Origin of the sequence: Flavobacterium zhairuonense (assembly GCF_004352915.1) — a bacterium.
Lineage (GTDB): Bacteria > Bacteroidota > Bacteroidia > Flavobacteriales > Flavobacteriaceae > Flavobacterium > Flavobacterium zhairuonense.
On sequence record NZ_SJSY01000075.1, the window covers coordinates 126,563 to 144,325 of the forward strand.

Genomic DNA, 17,763 nt, shown 5'->3' on the forward strand with positions numbered 1-17,763 from the left:
ATAAAATGTATTTAATTCTGCAAAACCATTTTCACTTTTGGGAACATGCGCTCTAGAAACATTTTATAAGTTTCAGGACTTATTTTCTGTAGAAAAAATTCTACAGAAAAGTGGTTAATATGTTACAAAATGCTAGTCTTTTCTGAGGTATCTTTGTAAAATGGATATAGAAACAAATTGACTGTTGAAATAAAAATAGGCAGATTTAAAAGTTTTTAATTCTGCTGGTTTTTTATAGGTGTTTAATTATAAAGAGATAACAATGATAAAGAAAAAAGTACTTTTATGTGGAAACCAAAAAAGCTTTTCAAGGCTCTTAAAACACAAGTTTGATGATGTTTTAAATATTGAGCTTTGTAGAGATTTTAAAGAAGCAGATGTTCAGTTAAATGTTTATCAGGCAATAGTAATTGTTACGCATAGAGAAGAAGACTTTCTTGATTTTTTTAAGGTTTACGAAAGAAAAATTCCTCTTGCAGTTTGTCGTTTCAATAAACCAGCATCTGATACTTTAAAGAATGACAACAATGTTTTTTTTTATTGACACGTCAAAAGTTAAATCGCAAATTATAAGTCAGTTAAGCGTTTATTTTGAAAAAAACGTGCTCGATTCTCAAAACCTTATTGCAAGTTAAAATTCCAAAATTTTACATAACGAAATTGGGGATTTTTTATTTTATAATTTTTCTAGCCTCAAAAAAATTTAATCCTGCAAAACCATTTTCACCTTTGGGAATATTCTTTCAACAAACATTTTGTAAGCGGTTTCAGAAGGATGCAAGCCATCTGAAGCAACTAAATTTGGATTGTTTAAGCCTTGTCTTGTGATATCGGTAATGGAAATAAAGGCAACTTGTTTTGTGATACAATAACTCTCTGCAAAAGAATTATAATGATCTAATTCGGTTGAAATTTTCATACGGTTCTCATCTGTATAATTCTTAGTAAAGGGCGTGTAAGCGTAGTCTGGAATCGAAAGTACGATTACATTTTTGTTGTCGCCTTTTGCTAATGCAATTGCTTTGTTGAGTAATCGCGGGAATTCTTTTTCATAAACCGAGAAGTCCTGATGCTGATATTGATTATTGACGCCAATTAATAGCGTAACCAAATCATAATTGGAGTCTGGATTTTGAGTATTTATTGCCGAAATCAAGTCACTTGTTGACCAGCCGGTTTGAGCAATAATTTTTAGTGAAAAAGCAGTTTCGGGATAAATTGTTTGCAACTTAGCTTTGAGCTGTTCAGGATATCGGCAAGTTTCGCACACGCTTTGCCCAATAGTATAACTATCGCCTAAAGCGAGATAATTAATGGATTTTGATATAGGAGTTGTTGGAACTTCTGTGGTTGGTGGAGTTGTTGCCGGCGGAACAGTATTATTCTCCGAGTCTGATTGCTCAGCACTGCAACTCACAAATATTGAGAAGATAACAATAACTATTTGTTTGAAATGCGGTTTCATAATTTTGATAAATTAAATTTGAAGTCATTTTAAACAAATAGTTACGTTAAATATTTGAGTTCGGTTTTAGACCATTTCGGCTTTTAAAAGAATTTCTTCCTCAATGGCATTCCAAAGTCCGATTCGTTTTTCTAGGGCTAAAATTGAAACTTCTTCAACTTCTTTCCATTTTTGAGCGTCGTCTTCACATAAATCTGTGATCATTTGCATCGCCATTGGTCCGTGTTCATCAGCATCAAGTTCAATATGTCTTTCGAAGTAATAAAGCAATTTTGCCAAATTGACTTCAGGAAGATTCTTTTGAAAGTTTTTCAGAATTTCAGTAAACATGCTCGGAATCAAATCTTCTCTCCCAAAAGTAAAAGCTGCAGCTATTTCATGTGGCTTTCCTTCTTCAATAACTCTAAAAGTAAAATCTAAGAAAGCTTTTACATCAGGATGAAGCGAACTTTGTTTGATTGCAACAAAAATATTATGAAGTGAATTTACTTCTGACAAGAACTTGTTAATTCCAGTTGTATCGGCGCCACAGTCTTCCATAGCTTCAATATACATTTCATAATGGCTTTGTCTTCTTCCGTCAATTGTTAAATCGGTTTCTTCAGCAAGAACAATTTCATTAATTAAATATCTTGTTTCTGGATTTTTTGTTGCAAACCAAGGCGTTGTTGTACAGGTAAGTTTGGCTTGCAAAGCTTTTAACAACGACATAAAATCCCAAACCGCGAAAACATGATTTTCAAGAAAACTGTGCAAATCATCAATGTTTTGAATTTTGGCGTATAAAGAGTGTTGTAAAAGCTGGTCTTTTTGAGGTTGAATGCTATTGTTTATAGTTTCAATATTCATTTATGTAAATTTTGGTGCAAAGATAAAAAGCTTCTCGTTTAGAAGAAGCTTTTTAAATTGATTTTGTATATATTTTAATAGTTGTTTATGATTTAAATGCTGGAATTCCAGTTACATCCATTCCGGTAATCAATAAATGAATGTCGTGAGTTCCTTCATAAGTAATTACGCTTTCAAGGTTCATCATGTGGCGCATAATAGAATATTCGCCTGTAATTCCCATTCCGCCTAACATTTGTCTTGCTTCGCGCGCAATTTCAATTGCCATATTAACATTATTTCGTTTTGCCATCGAAATTTGAGCAGTTGTTGCTTTGCCTTCGTTTCTCAAAACACCTAAACGCCAGGTTAATAATTGTGCTTTTGTGATTTCAGTAATCATTTCTGCTAATTTTTTCTGCTGTAATTGAGTTCCTCCAATTGGTTTTCCAAACTGAATTCTTTCTTTAGCATATCTTAAAGCGGTATCATAACAATCCATTGCAGCTCCAATCGCGCCCCAGGCAATTCCGTAGCGAGCAGAATCTAAACAGCCAAGTGGTGCGCCTAAACCGGATTTGTTCGGTAATAGATTTTCTTTAGGGACTTTTACATTGTCAAAAATCAATTCGCCAGTTGATGATGCACGAAGCGACCATTTGTTGTGTGTTTCTGGAGTTGTAAAACCAGCCATGCCACGTTCAACAATTAGACCATGAATTCTTCCTTCTTCATTTTTTGCCCAAACTACGGCAATATCAGCAAAAGGAGCATTCGAGATCCACATTTTTGCACCATTTAAAAGATAATGATCGCCCATATCTTTAAAATTCGTAATCATGCTTCCAGGATCAGAACCGTGATCTGGCTCAGTCAAGCCAAAACAACCCATCCATTCTCCTGTTGCTAGTTTTGGTAAATATTTCATGCGTTGTTCTTCGTTTCCGTATTTCCAAATTGGATACATCACTAAAGAAGATTGCACAGATGAGGTTGATCTTACGCCAGAATCTCCTCTTTCGATTTCCTGCATAATCAAACCGTATGAAATTTGGTCTAAACCAGCACCTCCATATTCTACAGGAATATAAGGGCCGAAACCGCCAATTTCTCCAAGACCTTTAATAATTTGTTTTGGAAATTCTGCTTTTTGAGCATATTCTTCTATGATAGGAGAAACTTCTCTTTTAACCCATGCACGAGCAGATTCGCGAACCAATTTGTGTTCGTCAGTTAATAAATCGTCAAGGTTGTAATAATCTGGTGCTTGAAATAAATCTGGTTTCATTTTTGATATGTTTTACGAAAACAAATTTACGTAATAAAAATATAACAAAACAAAGCTAAATTGTTATATTTTTTTAATTTTGTTGTAAAATTAACAAGACTATGGCAAATAAATTTTAGTATATTGAAAATTTATGCGTTATTTTTGGAATCCAAAAACAAATTAATGAGGCTAATCATCTCTTTTTTTATTTTTCTTGTTTTTAATACGAGTTTTTCTCAACAAACTCAAATTAGTGAACAGGAATATTTAGTCCTGCAAGACAAAATTCGATTCAGTTTTAATGACAATGTCGATAAAGGTCTTGCATACACTAGAGAATTGATGAAATCAAACGATAATAAGCACCTAGCATTTGCTAATGGTGCAGCTTGTTATTTGTACCAAATGAAAGGCAATATTCCAAAGTCTGACGAGAGTTATAAAAAAGCATTTCAGTATTTAGAAAAAATGCCTGAATCTTCAGAAAAAACCAAACTTACAGCCTATCTTTATAATTTTCGAGGATTGACCGAATGGAAAAGGGGCAATTTAAGCGCTGCTATCGAAAATTATCAAAAAGGTATTAAGTTCTCAATTAAGGTTGAAGACGTTATCCAAATTGTTAAATTCAAGAGCAATATTGCAATTGTTAACGAACAAGTTGGAAATTATCAATTATCAATCAAAAATTTAAGACAAAACAACGATTTCATTGATAAAAATGAAAGAGTTTACCCAAGGGAGCAGTTTCAAAATAGTAAAAGCAACATTAATTTGGATTTAGGTGGTTCTTACGAGGGCTATTTTATGAAAAATCAAGATAAAAAGTATTTGCTTGACTCGGCTGAATATTTTTATAAAAAAGCGGTTACTTATTCTCAAAATTTCACTAGTAATACAATTGCCGCTAAAATGAGTTTAGGGAATATTTACCTAATGAAAAGTGACAATAAAAATGCTGAAAAAATCTATTATGATATTTTGTTTTTGGCAAAACAAAATAATTCGGAAAGCTTTTATCATACTGCGAGTTATAACTTGGGAGACTTGTACTTCTATACGGGGAAATACGAGAAGGCTTTGGTTTGGTTAAAAAAAGTGGATTCTATTTCGTTGAAAAACAAAACTTTGGATGAGAGTTATTTGAAATCAAATTATCTGCAAGCTAAGATCTATAGCGCACTTAACAAACCAGAAGAGGCTTATAAATATTCTAAAATTTATTTAAATGCTTATGAAAAATCTCAGACAAAATTTAAAGATGAAGCCCAAGAGGTAAATTATAAATTAGGTGTAGAAGATTTGGGTGCGGAAATGCTTACCATTCAAGAAAAATATAAATATGATGTCTTAGTAAGTAAGGCATTAAAGGTGTTTTATGTACTTCTTGTTTTAGGAATTGTATTTTTTCTGATAAAAAATATTCGAGACAAGAACAAGGCTCATAAAAAAATGAACGCCTTAATTGAAGAGTTCAAAGCGAATATTGAGAAAAAAGAAAATCCTCCAATTTTAGCAGTGGAAGAAGTTTTAGAAGCCGAAGAAATTCATCTAAAAAAGGAAAATGCCAATCTAAGTATTGACGAAGCGAAGGAAAATAAAATTGTCGAAAAACTATTGGCACTTGAAAATAAACTCGAATATCTCAATGCCGATTTTACATTGCCTTATGTGGCTAAGAAAATTAAAACCAATACGACTTATTTGTCTTATGTAGTAAATAAACGATTTGGCAAATCATTTGGAGAATATTCAAATGAGCTTAAAATCAATTATGTCATCAATGAAATGATTACCAATCATATGTATCGCAAATACTCTACACAGGCTATTGCAGAAAGTGTTGGTTTTAAAAATGCAGTTTCATTTGCAAAATCATTTCGTAAACGAACAGGCGTTTCTCCAGCTCAGTTTGCAAGTAATATTTAGAAATAACATTTTGCACGATAAAAATTAATTAGTGCTATTTATTGATTTAAAAAAAAATACAGCTAAACTTGATATTTTAGTTTAGCTGTAAATATTTTATTTCCTTATAAAAAATGGTTTTACCCATTTCCAGTAGATCCTTTTCCAGGTTCGTTTTTCGAATCCGTTTCACCTTCTCCTCCTTGAATAGCTTTTTGTTGGTTTGAAGATAATTTTAAAGTTTCAAAATCTTCAATTCTCATTTTTGTATTTTTCATGATATTTTTAATTTTAAGTGTAAAATGATTTTTAAAAAGTATTATCCATTTCCTCCTTTTCCATCTTTTCCTGGTTCATTTGGTGGATAATCACCATCGCCGCCACGAACAAATTTTTGCTCATTTTTTGATAATTTTTGGGTCTCAAAATCTTCGAATTTTAATGTCATATTTGCCATGATTTTAATAATTAGGTTATTGATATGTCAAAGCTAGATAAAAAGGAAAACGCTTGGTCGAGATTTGGGTTTTGACAATTTTTGAACAAAAAAAATCTATGTAAATATTTGATTTTCAATTAATTAAAACTTTACCAATGACTGGTATAATTTATAAATTGTATGTAGTATAATTGATAAAATGTCTACCAAAGGTCACTTTTTCTCGATAAAAACCACAATCTTTGTACTGTAATAATGATTTAAACGCAGTCGAAAAAGATGTTGAAACTAGTCCAAAAATTTCTACAAATAAATAGATACTCAGAGATCAAAAATGAGTTCAAGGATTTGTTTTTGTCTCATCCTAATTATCCAAGTTTATTTGCGATAACAGATTCGTTGGATTTATTGTCAGTAGAAAACGCAGCCATCAGAGTTCCGAAAGAACAAATAGTAGATTTGCCTTCAAATTTTCTAGCTTATTTTAAAGAAGAACTTGCTTTAGTCGAAAAAGCTAAAAATTATGTTCGCATTACTACTATTAAAAAAGGAGTTCAAAAATTAGCATACGAAAAATTTCTTTTAGATTGGAATGGTGTTATTGTGGCAATTGAGCCTAATAATGTTATTGCAAGAGAAAATTTTAAAGTAGAATACAATTGGTTAAAGTATTCGTTGCCGTTTTTGCTTTTGATTGGCTTGTCTTTCTTTTATAATACATATGATTTTTTTAGTGTTGTTTTTTTAATAACATCAACATTAGGATTTATAGTGAGCGTATTTATTGCTCAAGAAAAATTAGGTTTTAAAAATAGCATAATAGCGAAGTTTTGCAATTTGAGTTCCGATTCGTCTTGCAATTCGGTAATCAATTCAAATGAAGGCTCAGAAAATAAAGCTTTCAATTTTTCTGATTTACCATTAATGTTCTTTACATCAAGTTTTGTAGCGATATTAATTCAGCCATTAAGTTCATCAATTTTTATTGGTTTTTTAAGTCTTATGGCCATTCCTATTATAGTATCCTCTATTTGGATTCAAAAATTTGAACTTCAGAAATGGTGCGTAATGTGTTTGATGGTGTCATTTTTGATTTTTGTTCAAAGCTTTATCTGGTTTTCATCAGATTTATTCACTTTGACATTTAGTTTCGAAAGTGTTTTCCCATTCGTTTTTTCATTGGCTTTATTAGTTCCAATTTGGTTGGCAGTGAAACCTATGATTAAAAATGTTTTGAAAAGTGAAAACTCGCTTAAAGAGCTGAAAAAATTCAAAAGAAATTATTCGTTATTAAATTTCTTAGCTAAAAAAGTGCCTGATGCAGATGGATTGGAAGAGTTGAGAGGTTTGAATTTTGGAAGCCGAAGTGCAGCGATAAAATTATCAATAATAATAAGTCCAAGTTGTGGACATTGTCACAAAACATTTCACGAAGCATTTGATCTTGTTTTAAGATTCCCAGATAAGATTTATTTGAATGTTTTATTCAATATAAATCCAGAAAATACAGAGAATCCATATAAAATAATTGTGGAAAGAATCTTGACAATCAACAGAACAACGCCAGGAAAAACTGTTGAAGCGATTTCAGACTGGCATATCAAAAAAATGAGCCTTAAAAAATGGTTGAAAAAATGGCATGTTGAGCCTGTAAGTATCTTGATAAACCAAGAGATCAACAAACAATATGAGTGGTGTTCTAAAAACAATTTTAATTATACCCCAGTTAAGATTGTAAACGAAAAATTGTTTCCAAACGAATATGAATTGAGTGAACTAAGATACTTCTTAAACGATTTTGCTGAAGAAGTTGAAGTTCTAGAAAAAATAGCTTAGCGGCTTTACTAAAATTCCTGCGCAGGGATAGACACAAGCTTCAAGTGTCTTAAAGTGATTGAAGTCCTATTTAACAAGAAACAAAAACCACAAATCATGTTAGAAAAATTTTTAAAATCGGAAGGGACTAAAAAACTATCAAAAGAAGAGCAAAAAAATATTGCAGGCGGAACCTTCCCTGAAGTTGGAATGTGTTGGGATATTAATAGAGGATATTTTAAATGTCCATAAAAAGAAAATAGTGCGAAGAAGTTTAAAAGCCTCTCTTCATTTCACAAGTATGAACTGAGCGAACTAAAATACTTCTTAAACGATTTTACTGAAGAAGTTTAAGTTCTGGAAAAAATAGCTTAGCGGTTTTATTAAATTCCGGCACAGGGATAGACATAAGCTTCAAGTGTCTTAAAATGATTGAAGTCCTATTATCAAAAAACAAAAACCACACACATCATGTTAGAAAAATTTTTAAAATCGGAAGGGACTAAAAAATTATCAAAAGAGGAACAAAAAAATATTGCCGGCGGAAATATGCCTCCAGGATTGTGTTGGGATTATTGGGCACAAAAAGAATACAAGTGTTAATATACTTAGTAATGAGTGCAAAGAAGTTTGAAAGCTTCTTTGCATTTCATAAGAATTGAAGAATAGAATATAGATTGCCGTTTTGAAGAATAAATGAAGGAGAACTAAAAATTGAAGATTATGCTAAAGAATATTTTAAATCTAGAAGGGACACAGGAAATAACTGCCAACGAGCAAAAACTGATTCTTGGTAATTATGCAAAAGAGAATGTGTCTAAATGTAACGCATGGGATTATGTGTCATCAATGTCATATGAAGACTGTACAGACTATTTTGCGTTAGAAATGAGCTATTCTGACGCTTTGGTTGCCGGGTAGGTTTTAAGCTTTTAAAAAGCCTAAAATAAGCCAATAACTTGAAGTGTTGAGGATGTTTCAGAAATAAAAAAGACCTAATAGTAAATTTAAATTTTATGATAAAGAAAATTTTAAGTCTGAAACATACGCAAAAGATCAGTAAAAATGAGCAAAAGACAATGAAGGGAGGTATTCCTGAATGTTGGATTCATGCTCTTGAGGCAGGATGTATTTTAATACCAACTGGCGGAGTTTGTCCAATGGATACTGTGCCAGGTATTTGCAACACAGGCCGATTATGCTGCTAAATATTAAATTTCATAAATAAACAATATAAAGCCTTTCAAAAATTTAGTCATGTTTTTTTTTGAATCTATAGGCGCTCGATCGTGGAACATTGAGCAAATATCCCAACATTGATGATTGGTGTCGGGATTCTCAGGAAATTAGCCGCTGCGTTGATTTTATTTGGTTAGGTTAACCAGCGGCAGATCCTAGAGAAATTAAAGTTATCGAATAATTGAAATAATTTGAGCAGTAAGAAAAACATTTCTAACTGCTTTTTTTTTAAACTTATTTCATTCAGATTCAAATAGAATTTAACAGAAAAGACAGAAGCTTCAAATGTCTAAAAAGGATTGAAGCATTAACAAAAAACCCAAAAAAGCCACAGTATGTTAAAGAAAATTTTTGAATTAAATGGAGCCGCTGAATTAAGCAAAGAAGAACAACAAAGAATTATAGGTGGTAATGCACCAGTTTGCGAAAACAATACGACCGCTAAAAGATGTCCGCGAACAGCAACTTCACCAGCTTATTGGATTTGTGTAACAGATCCTAATGAGCCATGTGAATAAGCATTTTAGATAAAGTAAACTTGCCAAAATAAAGATGTCTTTTTGATATTGTTTTAAATTTTGGCAAATTTTTTAAGATCTAAGAGAAGTGAATATAATTATATTGTTCAAAATAAATTATTCTATTAAAAATCAAACAAAAATCAATTATGAAAGAATTAAAAAATTTAGCGGGAGTTGAAATTTTAAGTATTAATGAAAGAAAAAATATAGTTGGAGGTGGAGATCCGGGCACTGAACTTTGCTATTGTCCAGGAACACAGATTCTTTTAGGAATTATACATACTAGAGATGGCGAAAGTTGTGAAGTGCTTATTGATCAGAAATGTCCAGCAGACTCTTAGAGTTTATACTAAATAATACAAGAAAGCTTTGCTATTTATTTAGCAAAGCTTTTTTATGTTTTCATAACTTAAATCGGTAAATAAATCTATTTGATAAAACAGTTTTAATAAAATAAAAACATTAATTATTTCAAAGCGAATCAGTATAATTTAGTCATTGCTTTTTTGTTTTTTTTAGGAATTTTTGTATAAAATCGCTATAAACTTGAATCTCATCAGAAGTTGGATATTACTGCATCTTTCAACCAGAATCAATATTTCTTGGATTTAAGATTTTTTCATCAAGCTGATGGATCTCCTAATTTCATTTTTTTAATAGTAAACAGAATTGATTTATTTCTTTTCTGTTTTTTGTCTTTGTCTATTTAGTAATTCCTTTAACAAAAAGTTTTCTTCCTCTAGTTTTTGAGTATATTTTATTATTATTTCAATAACATTAAGATTGGTTATGTGATTAGATTCATGATTACTAGTTAAGTCTTCCATTTTTCCTTTGATAGCTTCAATATCTTTGTCTAAAATTTTAGCAAAACTTTCCCATTCGTTTTCGCGTATACGTGAAATTCCTCTTTCCTTTTTAGAATAAGTAGTTTGCTCCATGGCAAGCATTTCTGCCATTTCTTTTTGTGTAAAACCTTTTTCTTTTCTGGCTTTTATCAATTTTTCATGTTCCATAGTTGTTAAATAAAAGCCAATATACAGTAATTTCTTAATAAATTTTAAACTTTTTTCTGAATTTCCTAAAAATAGCCTAAAAAATTCCTACAAAAAATGGTTATCTAGCCTTTAAGCTTGTTATTTTTATAATACAAATCTTAATATTTAATTGATCGCGACAATTTCATTTTTGATTTTTTGAAATGTATAATTCTTAAATTTTAAAAACTATGAAAATTCAAAAAATGTCTCTTGAATTAGCTAAAGAAAAATTATCAAGAAAAGAAATGAAAACTATCATGGCAGGTAGTTATAGTAGTAGTAGAGCTGTTTGTGTGTCAACTCGTGCTTGCACATCTGGATGCGCTACAACTATGGATGGACAAGTTGGGGAATGTAATAGTTGTTGCATCGCATAATGTTGAATTATCGTAAATGTAAAAAACAAATTTCACTACATATTAGTTGTAAAGTTTGTTTTTAAATGATTTAAAGAATGTTAAAGAAAATAGTTATAATTTGTACTTTATTTATTTCTGGATTGATTTATTGTCAAGTTAAAGTTATTATGCATGGCAAAGTTGTAGTAAAAAAAAATATTAAGGATACTATTTCTTTTATTCCTGGATTATTTTTGGATGAAAAATATTATGAAAATAATTTTCTAAGCTCCCCAATTATTCAAAATGAATTTCATTTAAAGTTTAGTGTTCATTATCCTCAAATGTATGTAATTAGTTTAACTAGCGAAAGAAACAGTGGCAAACTTAGATTTGATTATTGCTTCATTGATAGTACAACCACGGAAATATCTTTTGATTCGGATTACAGAATAAAAAAATCAAATGGTGTAACCAATAAAGAGTTTATAAATAGATTTATTCCATATATTTTTCAAGACAAAAAAGAAAGTTTTCATTTTTATAGTTTTGATGAAAGCTTAGATGAACGTCTTTATGATTATATTAAAGAATATCCAGATTCGTATGTTGCTCTTTGGTTTTTAATAGGAAGGTTTAATAAAGAGGGATATACGGAATTATATGAAAAAAGCCTGCAGTCTTTTTCCCAAAAAATTAAAAATGATATTCTTTGGAAAAAAATAAACGAGGAATTTTCAGGTATTATGATTAAAATAAATTTAAAATTTCCTGAGATAATACTAAAAAACATTGATTTGACAACTGAAAGATTGGAAATACCCAAGGCTGAATATACTTTAATAGATTTTTGGTTTAGCCGTTGTCGTCCTTGCTTAGAAGAAATGCCAAAGTGGATTAATCTTTATGAAAGATATAATTCAGTTGGATTGAATATAATCGGTATTTCTACTGATAAAACAGAAAACATAGAAACATATTGGCAGAAAAGGATAGTTGAAAAGAAAATACCTTGGAAAAATTATCTTGACGAAAATGCTGTTTTTGCTTCTAGAGAAAAAATAACAGCATTTCCAACTAATTATCTGCTTAATAGTAAAGGTGAAGTTATTCAAAAAAACATTAGACCGCAAGAACTGGAAAAACTGCTGATTGATTCTTATAAAATTAAAAAACAGTTTGATAATTATGACAGACGAATTACAGTTCCTATTTCAACATTTTAAAAAAAAATGATATTAGAATAGATAAAAATGAATTTGCATTTCAAATGCATTCACATCCTAATTTTCCATCTTTATTGTCTATTACTGATACTTTAAGTTTTTTTAATATTAATATAATAGTCAAGCTATACATTTTCCCTTTTCTGACATAGAGTTATTGCCAAATCATTTTGTGACACAATTAAAAGAACAGAATAAAATGCCTCGATTATGTTTTATCGAAAAAAAAGGCAGAACAAGGAAGGGAAATTAAGGCTCATTTTGATTTTATTCTTCTGGAGGGATTAACTGGTAGAATAACGTTTGATAATGGTAGAATTTATTATAAAAATCAATTTGAAGGAATAATGTATTATTTATTTTGGTTTAAAAAGAATTATAATGGAAGTAAAAAGTTCTAAAAGTGCCCGATAAATATTACATTAGCAGAACCAAAATTTACCATTCAACGTAGGAAATAATTAAAAATTGAAAAAATTCCCTCATTATAAACAAGCAGATCATAAAGATTGTGGACCGACATGTTTAAAAATTGTAGCGAAACATTACGGAAAAACAATCAAAATTCAGGAGTTGCGTGACAACAGTGAAACAACTCGTGAAGGAAGCAATTTGCTTTTTTTGAGCGATGCGGCCGAGAAAATTGGTTTTCGAACACTGGGTGTAAAATTAAGTGCTGAAAAATTAGATGAAGCGCCGTTGCCTGCTATTTTGCATTGGAATAAAAACCATTATGTTGTACTGTATAAAATAAAAAAGGGAATTTATTATGTCTCAGATCCTGCTTTTGGAGTGATTGAATACAACAAAGAGGATTTCTTAAAATTCTGGATTGGTAATAATGCTGATGATGTAACCAATGAAGGAATTGCATTATTGATGGAAGCAACACCAAAATTCTTCCAATCTGATTTTGATAAAGAGGACAATAAAGGACTAGGTTTTGGTTTGTTGTCGCAATATGTTTTGCGCTATAAATCATATTTGATGCAGTTGAGCATCGGATTGCTGGCAAGCAGTATGATAATGGCAATTGTGCCTTTTTTGACCCAAAGTATTGTTGATGTCGGGATCCAAAATCAAAATCTTCATTTTATTTATCTGATTCTTTTTGCGCAATTGTTTCTTTTTGCCGGAAGGACAGGTTTAGAACTCATCAGAAGCTGGATATTGCTGCATCTTTCCACCAGAATCAATATTTCTCTGATTTCAGATTTTTTCATCAAGCTGATGGATCTTCCCATTTCATTTTTTGATGTGAGAATGACAGGAGACATCATGCAGCGCATCAATGATCATCGCCGAATCGAAAAAATTCTTACTACCTCTTCTCTAAGTGTTTTATTTTCGGTTATAAATATGTTTGTTTTAGGTGCAGTTTTGGCATATTTCAATTGGCAGATTTTTTTAGTCTTTTTTGCCGGAAGTATTCTTTATTTTGGCTGGATTACACTTTTTTTGAAAAGAAGGGAAGTTTTGGACTACAAACGTTTTGCGGAAGTTTCGCAGGAACAAAGCAAAGTGATGGAGCTCATCAACGGGATGCAGGAAATCAAACTTCACAATGCCGAAAAACAAAAACGCTGGGGCTGGGAGTATGTACAGGCAAGATTGTTCAGGGTTTCTATAAAAAGTTTGGTTTTAGAGCAGACACAGACTATAGGTTCGTCAGTGATTAATGAACTCAAAAATATTTTCATAGTTTTCCTTTCTGCCAAATTAGTGATCGACGGATCTATTACGCTTGGAGTTATGTTGGCTATCAGTTCGATTGTTGGAAGTTTGAATGGGCCAATTACCCAGCTTATTGAATTTGTTAGAGAGCTTCAGGATGCTAAAATTTCATTGGCAAGATTATCTGAAATTCATGAAAAAGAAGATGAAACACAACAGGAAAGCAGTCAGACAAGCGAAGTTCCGTATGATGCCGACATCGAAATAAAGAATCTAAGTTATCGATATTTAGGATCTGATGTTCCTGTTTTGAAAGATCTAAATCTAACGATTCCTGCCAACAAAGTAACCGCTATAGTGGGAACCAGCGGTAGCGGAAAAACGACTTTGATGAAACTGCTTTTGAAGTTTTACGAGCCTGAAACAGGCGAAATTACGATAGGGAATGCCCAACTTAGAAATATTTCGCAAAGAGCTTGGCGTTCAAATATTGGAGCGGTCATGCAAGAAGGCTTCATTTTTAGTGATACAATCGCTAATAATATTGCAGTTGGAGTTGATAAAATTGATAAACAACGGTTGCTGTACGCGGCTGATGTAGCCAATATCAAGGAATATATAAGTGAGCTTCCGCTTGGATACAATACAAAAATCGGTGCAGAAGGAACGGGGATGAGTGCAGGGCAAAAACAACGATTGCTTATCGCGAGAGCGGTTTATAAAAATCCTGAAATATTGTTTTTTGATGAAGCAACTTCAGCATTAGATGCCAATAATGAAAAGGAGATTATGCGAAAATTGGATATTTTCTTTAAAGACAAGACCGTAATTGTGATCGCGCATCGTTTGAGCACGGTAATGAACGCAGATCAGATTGTCGTGCTGGATAAAGGGAAAATTATTGAAATCGGAAATCATTCTGCGCTTGTTGAGCAAAAAGGGAATTATTTTGAACTCGTTAAAAACCAATTACAATTAGGGAATTAAGTCATGGAAGATCATAATGCATTAGAATTAAGAAGCGAGGAAGTTCAAGACATCCTAACAAAAGTGCCTCACTGGATGATTAGGTGGGGGACTGTTCTTATTTTTGTCATCATTGTCATGCTTTTTTTTGTTTCTTGGTTTGTGAAATATCCGGATGTTGTAAATACTGAAATCGTGATTACAACTAATATTCCGCCAGAAAAAATCGTTTCGAAATCATCTGGGCGAATTGAGGCTATTTTGATTAAAAACAAAGCAACAGTTGCTAAAAACACTACACTGGCGATTATCGAAAATACGGCAAATTACAAGGATGTTTTTTTGCTGAAAAGTATTGTGGAGAATTATAATATCAACGATTCGAATAAAGAATTTCCATTTGCTAAATTAAAAAATCTACAGTTAGGCGAAATTGAGAGCGCTTTTGGGGTTTTTCAGAAAGATTATGAAGCTGAAAAATTAAACGAAAATTTAAAACCTTTTGAGGTTGAAAACCGAGCACAAATTTCGGAAAAAGTACAGATCAAGGAAAGATTGGAAATTCTGCAACAACAAAAGATAATCAACGAAAGCGAGCTACAGCTTCAGAAGAATGAAATTGCCCGTTTCGAGACTTTGTACAATAAAGGAATTATTTCGGCTCAGGAAATGGAAGCCAAAAAACTGGGCTATTTGCAAGCGCAAAAGAGCTATAAAGGTCTTTTGTCTTCAATTTCACAATTGAAATCGGCTTTGATTGATAATACAAAACTAAGCCAAACTTCTCAGATAAGTGGTACTAAAGAAGAGGTTAACTTGGGACGAAACATGGCGCAGTCATTTTATCAGCTTAAAAAAGTAATCAAAGACTGGGAATTGGCATATACACTAAAATCATCAATTAGTGGCGTTGTAACCTTTTTGCAGGTTTGGAATGAAAGTCAAACTATTAATATAGGTGATAATGTGTTTTCGATTATTCCTGATGCTAAAAATGGTTATATCGGAAAAGTAAAAGCGCCGGCATTGAATTCGGGTAAAATAAAAGTTGGCCAGCGTGTCAATATTCGCTTGTCAAATTATCCAGATCGAGAATTTGGGGTTTTGAAAGGAGAAATAAGAAATATATCGTTGGTTCCAGATAAAGATGGGAATTTATTGCTTGACGTAGCATTGCCAAACGGACTTAAAACATCATATAACAAACAGATTGTTTTTCAGCAGGAAATGAAAGGAAGAGCAGAAATTGTAACCGAAGACTTGCGCTTGATTGAACGAATTCTGTATCAGTTTAAAAATATTTTTGAACAGGTTTAAGGCAATTTTTAATCCAAAACTATCTATAACTATATAACCAAAACCACAAAAAATTAAATGAAAAAAGTATTACTTATTGTCTTTGTTTTATTATTTCAAATTTCTTTTTCAAAACCTATAAATGAAACCCAAAAATTAGCGGCAGTATGCAAAGTTTGGGGATTTCTAAAATATTATCATCCCAATGTGGCTGATGGAAGTAAAAATTGGGACGAACAATTGTTTCAAATTTTGCCAAAAGTAGAAGAGGCTCAAACCTCTGAAGCTTTTTCTCTTGTGATAGAAAATTGGGTTGATTCTTTAGGAGAAATTAAAAAGCAGGAAACTTTAAAACCTGTTGTAAAAAAAGAATATTTTGATAAAAACTTCGATTTGTCCTGGGTTAATAATAAAGAATTGTTCTCGAAATCACTTTCGAAAAAATTGAAATTTATTGAAGAAAATAGAATTCAGGAAAAACAGTATTATGTTGCTTATGAATTTGGCAGTAATGGCCCTCCACTACAATTTAAAAATGAAGTAAAATATGCAGATTTTAAATGGACGGACAAAAATCTTCGTCTGTTGACGTTATTCAGATATTGGAATTGCATCGAATATTTTTTTCCTTATAAATACCAAATGGATCAAAATTGGGATAAATCATTAAATGAATTTCTTCCTAGAATTATTGCGCCAGAATCAGAAAAAGATTTTGCTTTAGCAATGCGCGAAATTTCTATAAAAATAAATGATACGCACGCTTCTACTCAAGTGCCTCAGATGTTCGAATATTTCGGTGATAAATTTATTCCTGTTGATGTTAAAATTATTGATCAAAAAGCCGTTGTTATAGGTTTAAAAAATGACTCTTTGGCAAAAATCAGCGATCTTAAAATTGGCGATGTAATCACAAAAGTAGAAGGAAAAACGATTGCTCAGCTTCTAAGAGAAAATTCAAAATATGTTGAAGGGTCAAATGAACCTTCGGTTTTAAGAAATGCCTATTGGACGATTTTTAATGGAAAAACACCAACTTTTAAGATCGAATTCATCAGAGACGGAAAAACAGCAGAAAAAACAATAAATCGATATAAATATCAAGATTTAAAAATTCAATTTCCTAAACAGGAAAAATGGAAAATTCTAGAAGGAAATATTGGCTACGTAAATTTTGGAGGAGTTAACGAAGAAGATATTCCAAATTTGGTAGTTGCTCTTAAAAATACAAATGCTATAATTTTTGATGACAGGCAAAGACCTCATGATGTTATATATCCGCTTGCAGATTGGCTTAATCCTCAGCCTGTCGAATACGTGAAATATATTGATCCCGATGTTAATTATCCAGGTCGTTATATTTGGAGAGAAGAGGAAGAAAAAATAGGAAAGATTAATTCCGATAATTATAAGGGAAAAGTAATTGTTTTAATTGATGAAAATGCAGTTAGTCACGGCGAACATACTGCGATGGCGCTGCAAACAGTTCCTAAATCGACTGTTATTGGTTCTCAAACAGGAGGTGCAGATGGCGCAAATGCCAGATTTTTGATCATTAAAGGATTTTCTTCGTCGTTTACTTGTTACGGTGTTTTTTATCCAAACAAAAAAGAAGTGCAACGCATCGGAGTTGTTCCTGATATCGAAGTAAAACCAACTATTTTAGGTATTCAGCAAGGAAAAGATGAGATTCTGGATCGAGCCATTCTTTTTGCTAGAAATGGTAAATAATAAATTA

Annotated in this window: 20 protein-coding genes; 14 read left to right on the forward strand and 6 right to left on the reverse strand. The window is 31.6% G+C overall.

The genetic code is table 11. The features are described from left to right. Positions 1-262 precede the first annotated feature (262 nt). Positions 263-544 (forward strand): hypothetical protein, encoded by a 282-nt coding sequence (locus tag EYY60_RS17135; protein WP_132990529.1) that lies wholly within the window; start codon positions 263-265, stop codon positions 542-544. Positions 545-703: 159 nt separating this feature from the next. Here the strand turns inward: EYY60_RS17135 and EYY60_RS17140 are convergent, their stop codons facing one another. The 3 genes from EYY60_RS17140 to EYY60_RS17150 form a co-directional block, all read right to left on the reverse strand. Further along, a complete protein-coding gene (locus EYY60_RS17140; protein WP_132990530.1) occupies positions 704-1,465 on the reverse strand; it encodes an SGNH/GDSL hydrolase family protein in 762 nt (253 codons plus the stop codon). A gap of 66 nt (positions 1,466-1,531) precedes the next feature. Further along, on the reverse strand, positions 1,532-2,314 hold the full coding sequence (locus tag EYY60_RS17145; protein WP_132990531.1) for a DUF3050 domain-containing protein: 783 nt from the start codon (positions 2,312-2,314) through the stop codon (positions 1,532-1,534). 85 nt (positions 2,315-2,399) lie between these two features. Further along, positions 2,400-3,581: an acyl-CoA dehydrogenase family protein gene (locus EYY60_RS17150; protein WP_132990532.1), complete on the reverse strand. Its 1,182-nt coding sequence runs from the start codon at positions 3,579-3,581 to the stop codon at positions 2,400-2,402. A 165-nt stretch (positions 3,582-3,746) separates the two neighbouring features. Here EYY60_RS17150 and EYY60_RS17155 point away from each other — a divergent pair, with 165 nt between their 5' ends. Next, complete coding sequence (locus tag EYY60_RS17155) at positions 3,747-5,492, forward strand: AraC family transcriptional regulator (RefSeq protein WP_132990533.1); 1,746 nt, start codon at positions 3,747-3,749, stop codon at positions 5,490-5,492. Between the two features lie 119 nt (positions 5,493-5,611). Here EYY60_RS17155 and EYY60_RS17160 read toward each other — a convergent pair whose 3' ends face one another. Both EYY60_RS17160 and EYY60_RS17165 read right to left on the reverse strand, forming a co-directional pair. Further along, positions 5,612-5,749, reverse strand: coding sequence for an rSAM-modified peptide (locus tag EYY60_RS17160; protein ID WP_132990534.1), 138 nt, complete (start codon positions 5,747-5,749; stop codon positions 5,612-5,614). 41 nt (positions 5,750-5,790) lie between these two features. Then, the gene (locus EYY60_RS17165) at positions 5,791-5,919 is read right to left on the reverse strand and encodes an rSAM-modified peptide (RefSeq protein ID WP_235832352.1); all 129 of its coding nucleotides are present in this window, start codon (positions 5,917-5,919) and stop codon (positions 5,791-5,793) included. A gap of 270 nt (positions 5,920-6,189) precedes the next feature. Here EYY60_RS17165 and EYY60_RS17170 point away from each other — a divergent pair, with 270 nt between their 5' ends. From EYY60_RS17170 to EYY60_RS17185, 7 genes are all read left to right on the forward strand, one after another. Continuing rightward, positions 6,190-7,746, forward strand: coding sequence for a vitamin K epoxide reductase family protein (locus EYY60_RS17170; protein ID WP_132990536.1), 1,557 nt, complete (start codon positions 6,190-6,192; stop codon positions 7,744-7,746). Positions 7,747-7,842: 96 nt separating this feature from the next. Further along, positions 7,843-7,977 carry a hypothetical protein gene (locus EYY60_RS22520; RefSeq protein WP_262711222.1) on the forward strand — a complete coding sequence of 45 codons (135 nt, stop codon included), beginning with the start codon at positions 7,843-7,845 and terminating at the stop codon, positions 7,975-7,977. A 219-nt stretch (positions 7,978-8,196) separates the two neighbouring features. Then, positions 8,197-8,328: a hypothetical protein gene (locus EYY60_RS22525; RefSeq protein ID WP_262711223.1), complete on the forward strand. Its 132-nt coding sequence runs from the start codon at positions 8,197-8,199 to the stop codon at positions 8,326-8,328. A 111-nt stretch (positions 8,329-8,439) separates the two neighbouring features. Further along, the gene (locus tag EYY60_RS17175; protein ID WP_132990537.1) at positions 8,440-8,646 is read left to right on the forward strand and encodes a hypothetical protein; all 207 of its coding nucleotides are present in this window, start codon (positions 8,440-8,442) and stop codon (positions 8,644-8,646) included. Between the two features lie 158 nt (positions 8,647-8,804). Beyond that, positions 8,805-8,933, forward strand: coding sequence for a hypothetical protein (locus EYY60_RS22530; RefSeq protein WP_262711224.1), 129 nt, complete (start codon positions 8,805-8,807; stop codon positions 8,931-8,933). Between the two features lie 366 nt (positions 8,934-9,299). Next, entirely contained in the window at positions 9,300-9,482 is a 183-nt protein-coding gene (locus EYY60_RS17180; protein WP_132990538.1) for a hypothetical protein, read from the forward strand. A gap of 149 nt (positions 9,483-9,631) precedes the next feature. Further along, complete coding sequence (locus tag EYY60_RS17185) at positions 9,632-9,826, forward strand: hypothetical protein (protein ID WP_132990539.1); 195 nt, start codon at positions 9,632-9,634, stop codon at positions 9,824-9,826. Between the two features lie 333 nt (positions 9,827-10,159). Here EYY60_RS17185 and EYY60_RS17190 read toward each other — a convergent pair whose 3' ends face one another. Next, positions 10,160-10,501, reverse strand: a complete 342-nt coding sequence (locus tag EYY60_RS17190) for a helix-turn-helix transcriptional regulator (protein WP_132990540.1) — start codon at positions 10,499-10,501, stop codon at positions 10,160-10,162. 212 nt (positions 10,502-10,713) lie between these two features. Here EYY60_RS17190 and EYY60_RS17195 point away from each other — a divergent pair, with 212 nt between their 5' ends. The 5 genes from EYY60_RS17195 to EYY60_RS17215 all read left to right on the forward strand — a co-directional run bounded on the left by EYY60_RS17195 (position 10,714) and on the right by EYY60_RS17215 (position 17,756). Continuing rightward, positions 10,714-10,902 (forward strand): hypothetical protein, encoded by a 189-nt coding sequence (locus EYY60_RS17195; protein WP_132990541.1) that lies wholly within the window; start codon positions 10,714-10,716, stop codon positions 10,900-10,902. A 77-nt stretch (positions 10,903-10,979) separates the two neighbouring features. Then, positions 10,980-12,089: a TlpA family protein disulfide reductase gene (locus tag EYY60_RS17200; protein WP_132990542.1), complete on the forward strand. Its 1,110-nt coding sequence runs from the start codon at positions 10,980-10,982 to the stop codon at positions 12,087-12,089. A 468-nt stretch (positions 12,090-12,557) separates the two neighbouring features. Continuing rightward, the gene (locus EYY60_RS17205) at positions 12,558-14,750 is read left to right on the forward strand and encodes a peptidase domain-containing ABC transporter (RefSeq protein ID WP_132990543.1); all 2,193 of its coding nucleotides are present in this window, start codon (positions 12,558-12,560) and stop codon (positions 14,748-14,750) included. Positions 14,751-14,753: 3 nt separating this feature from the next. Then, a complete protein-coding gene (locus EYY60_RS17210; RefSeq protein ID WP_132990544.1) occupies positions 14,754-16,046 on the forward strand; it encodes an HlyD family secretion protein in 1,293 nt (430 codons plus the stop codon). A 57-nt stretch (positions 16,047-16,103) separates the two neighbouring features. Next, a complete protein-coding gene (locus tag EYY60_RS17215) occupies positions 16,104-17,756 on the forward strand; it encodes a S41 family peptidase (RefSeq protein WP_132990545.1) in 1,653 nt (550 codons plus the stop codon). Positions 17,757-17,763: the final 7 nt, after the last annotated feature.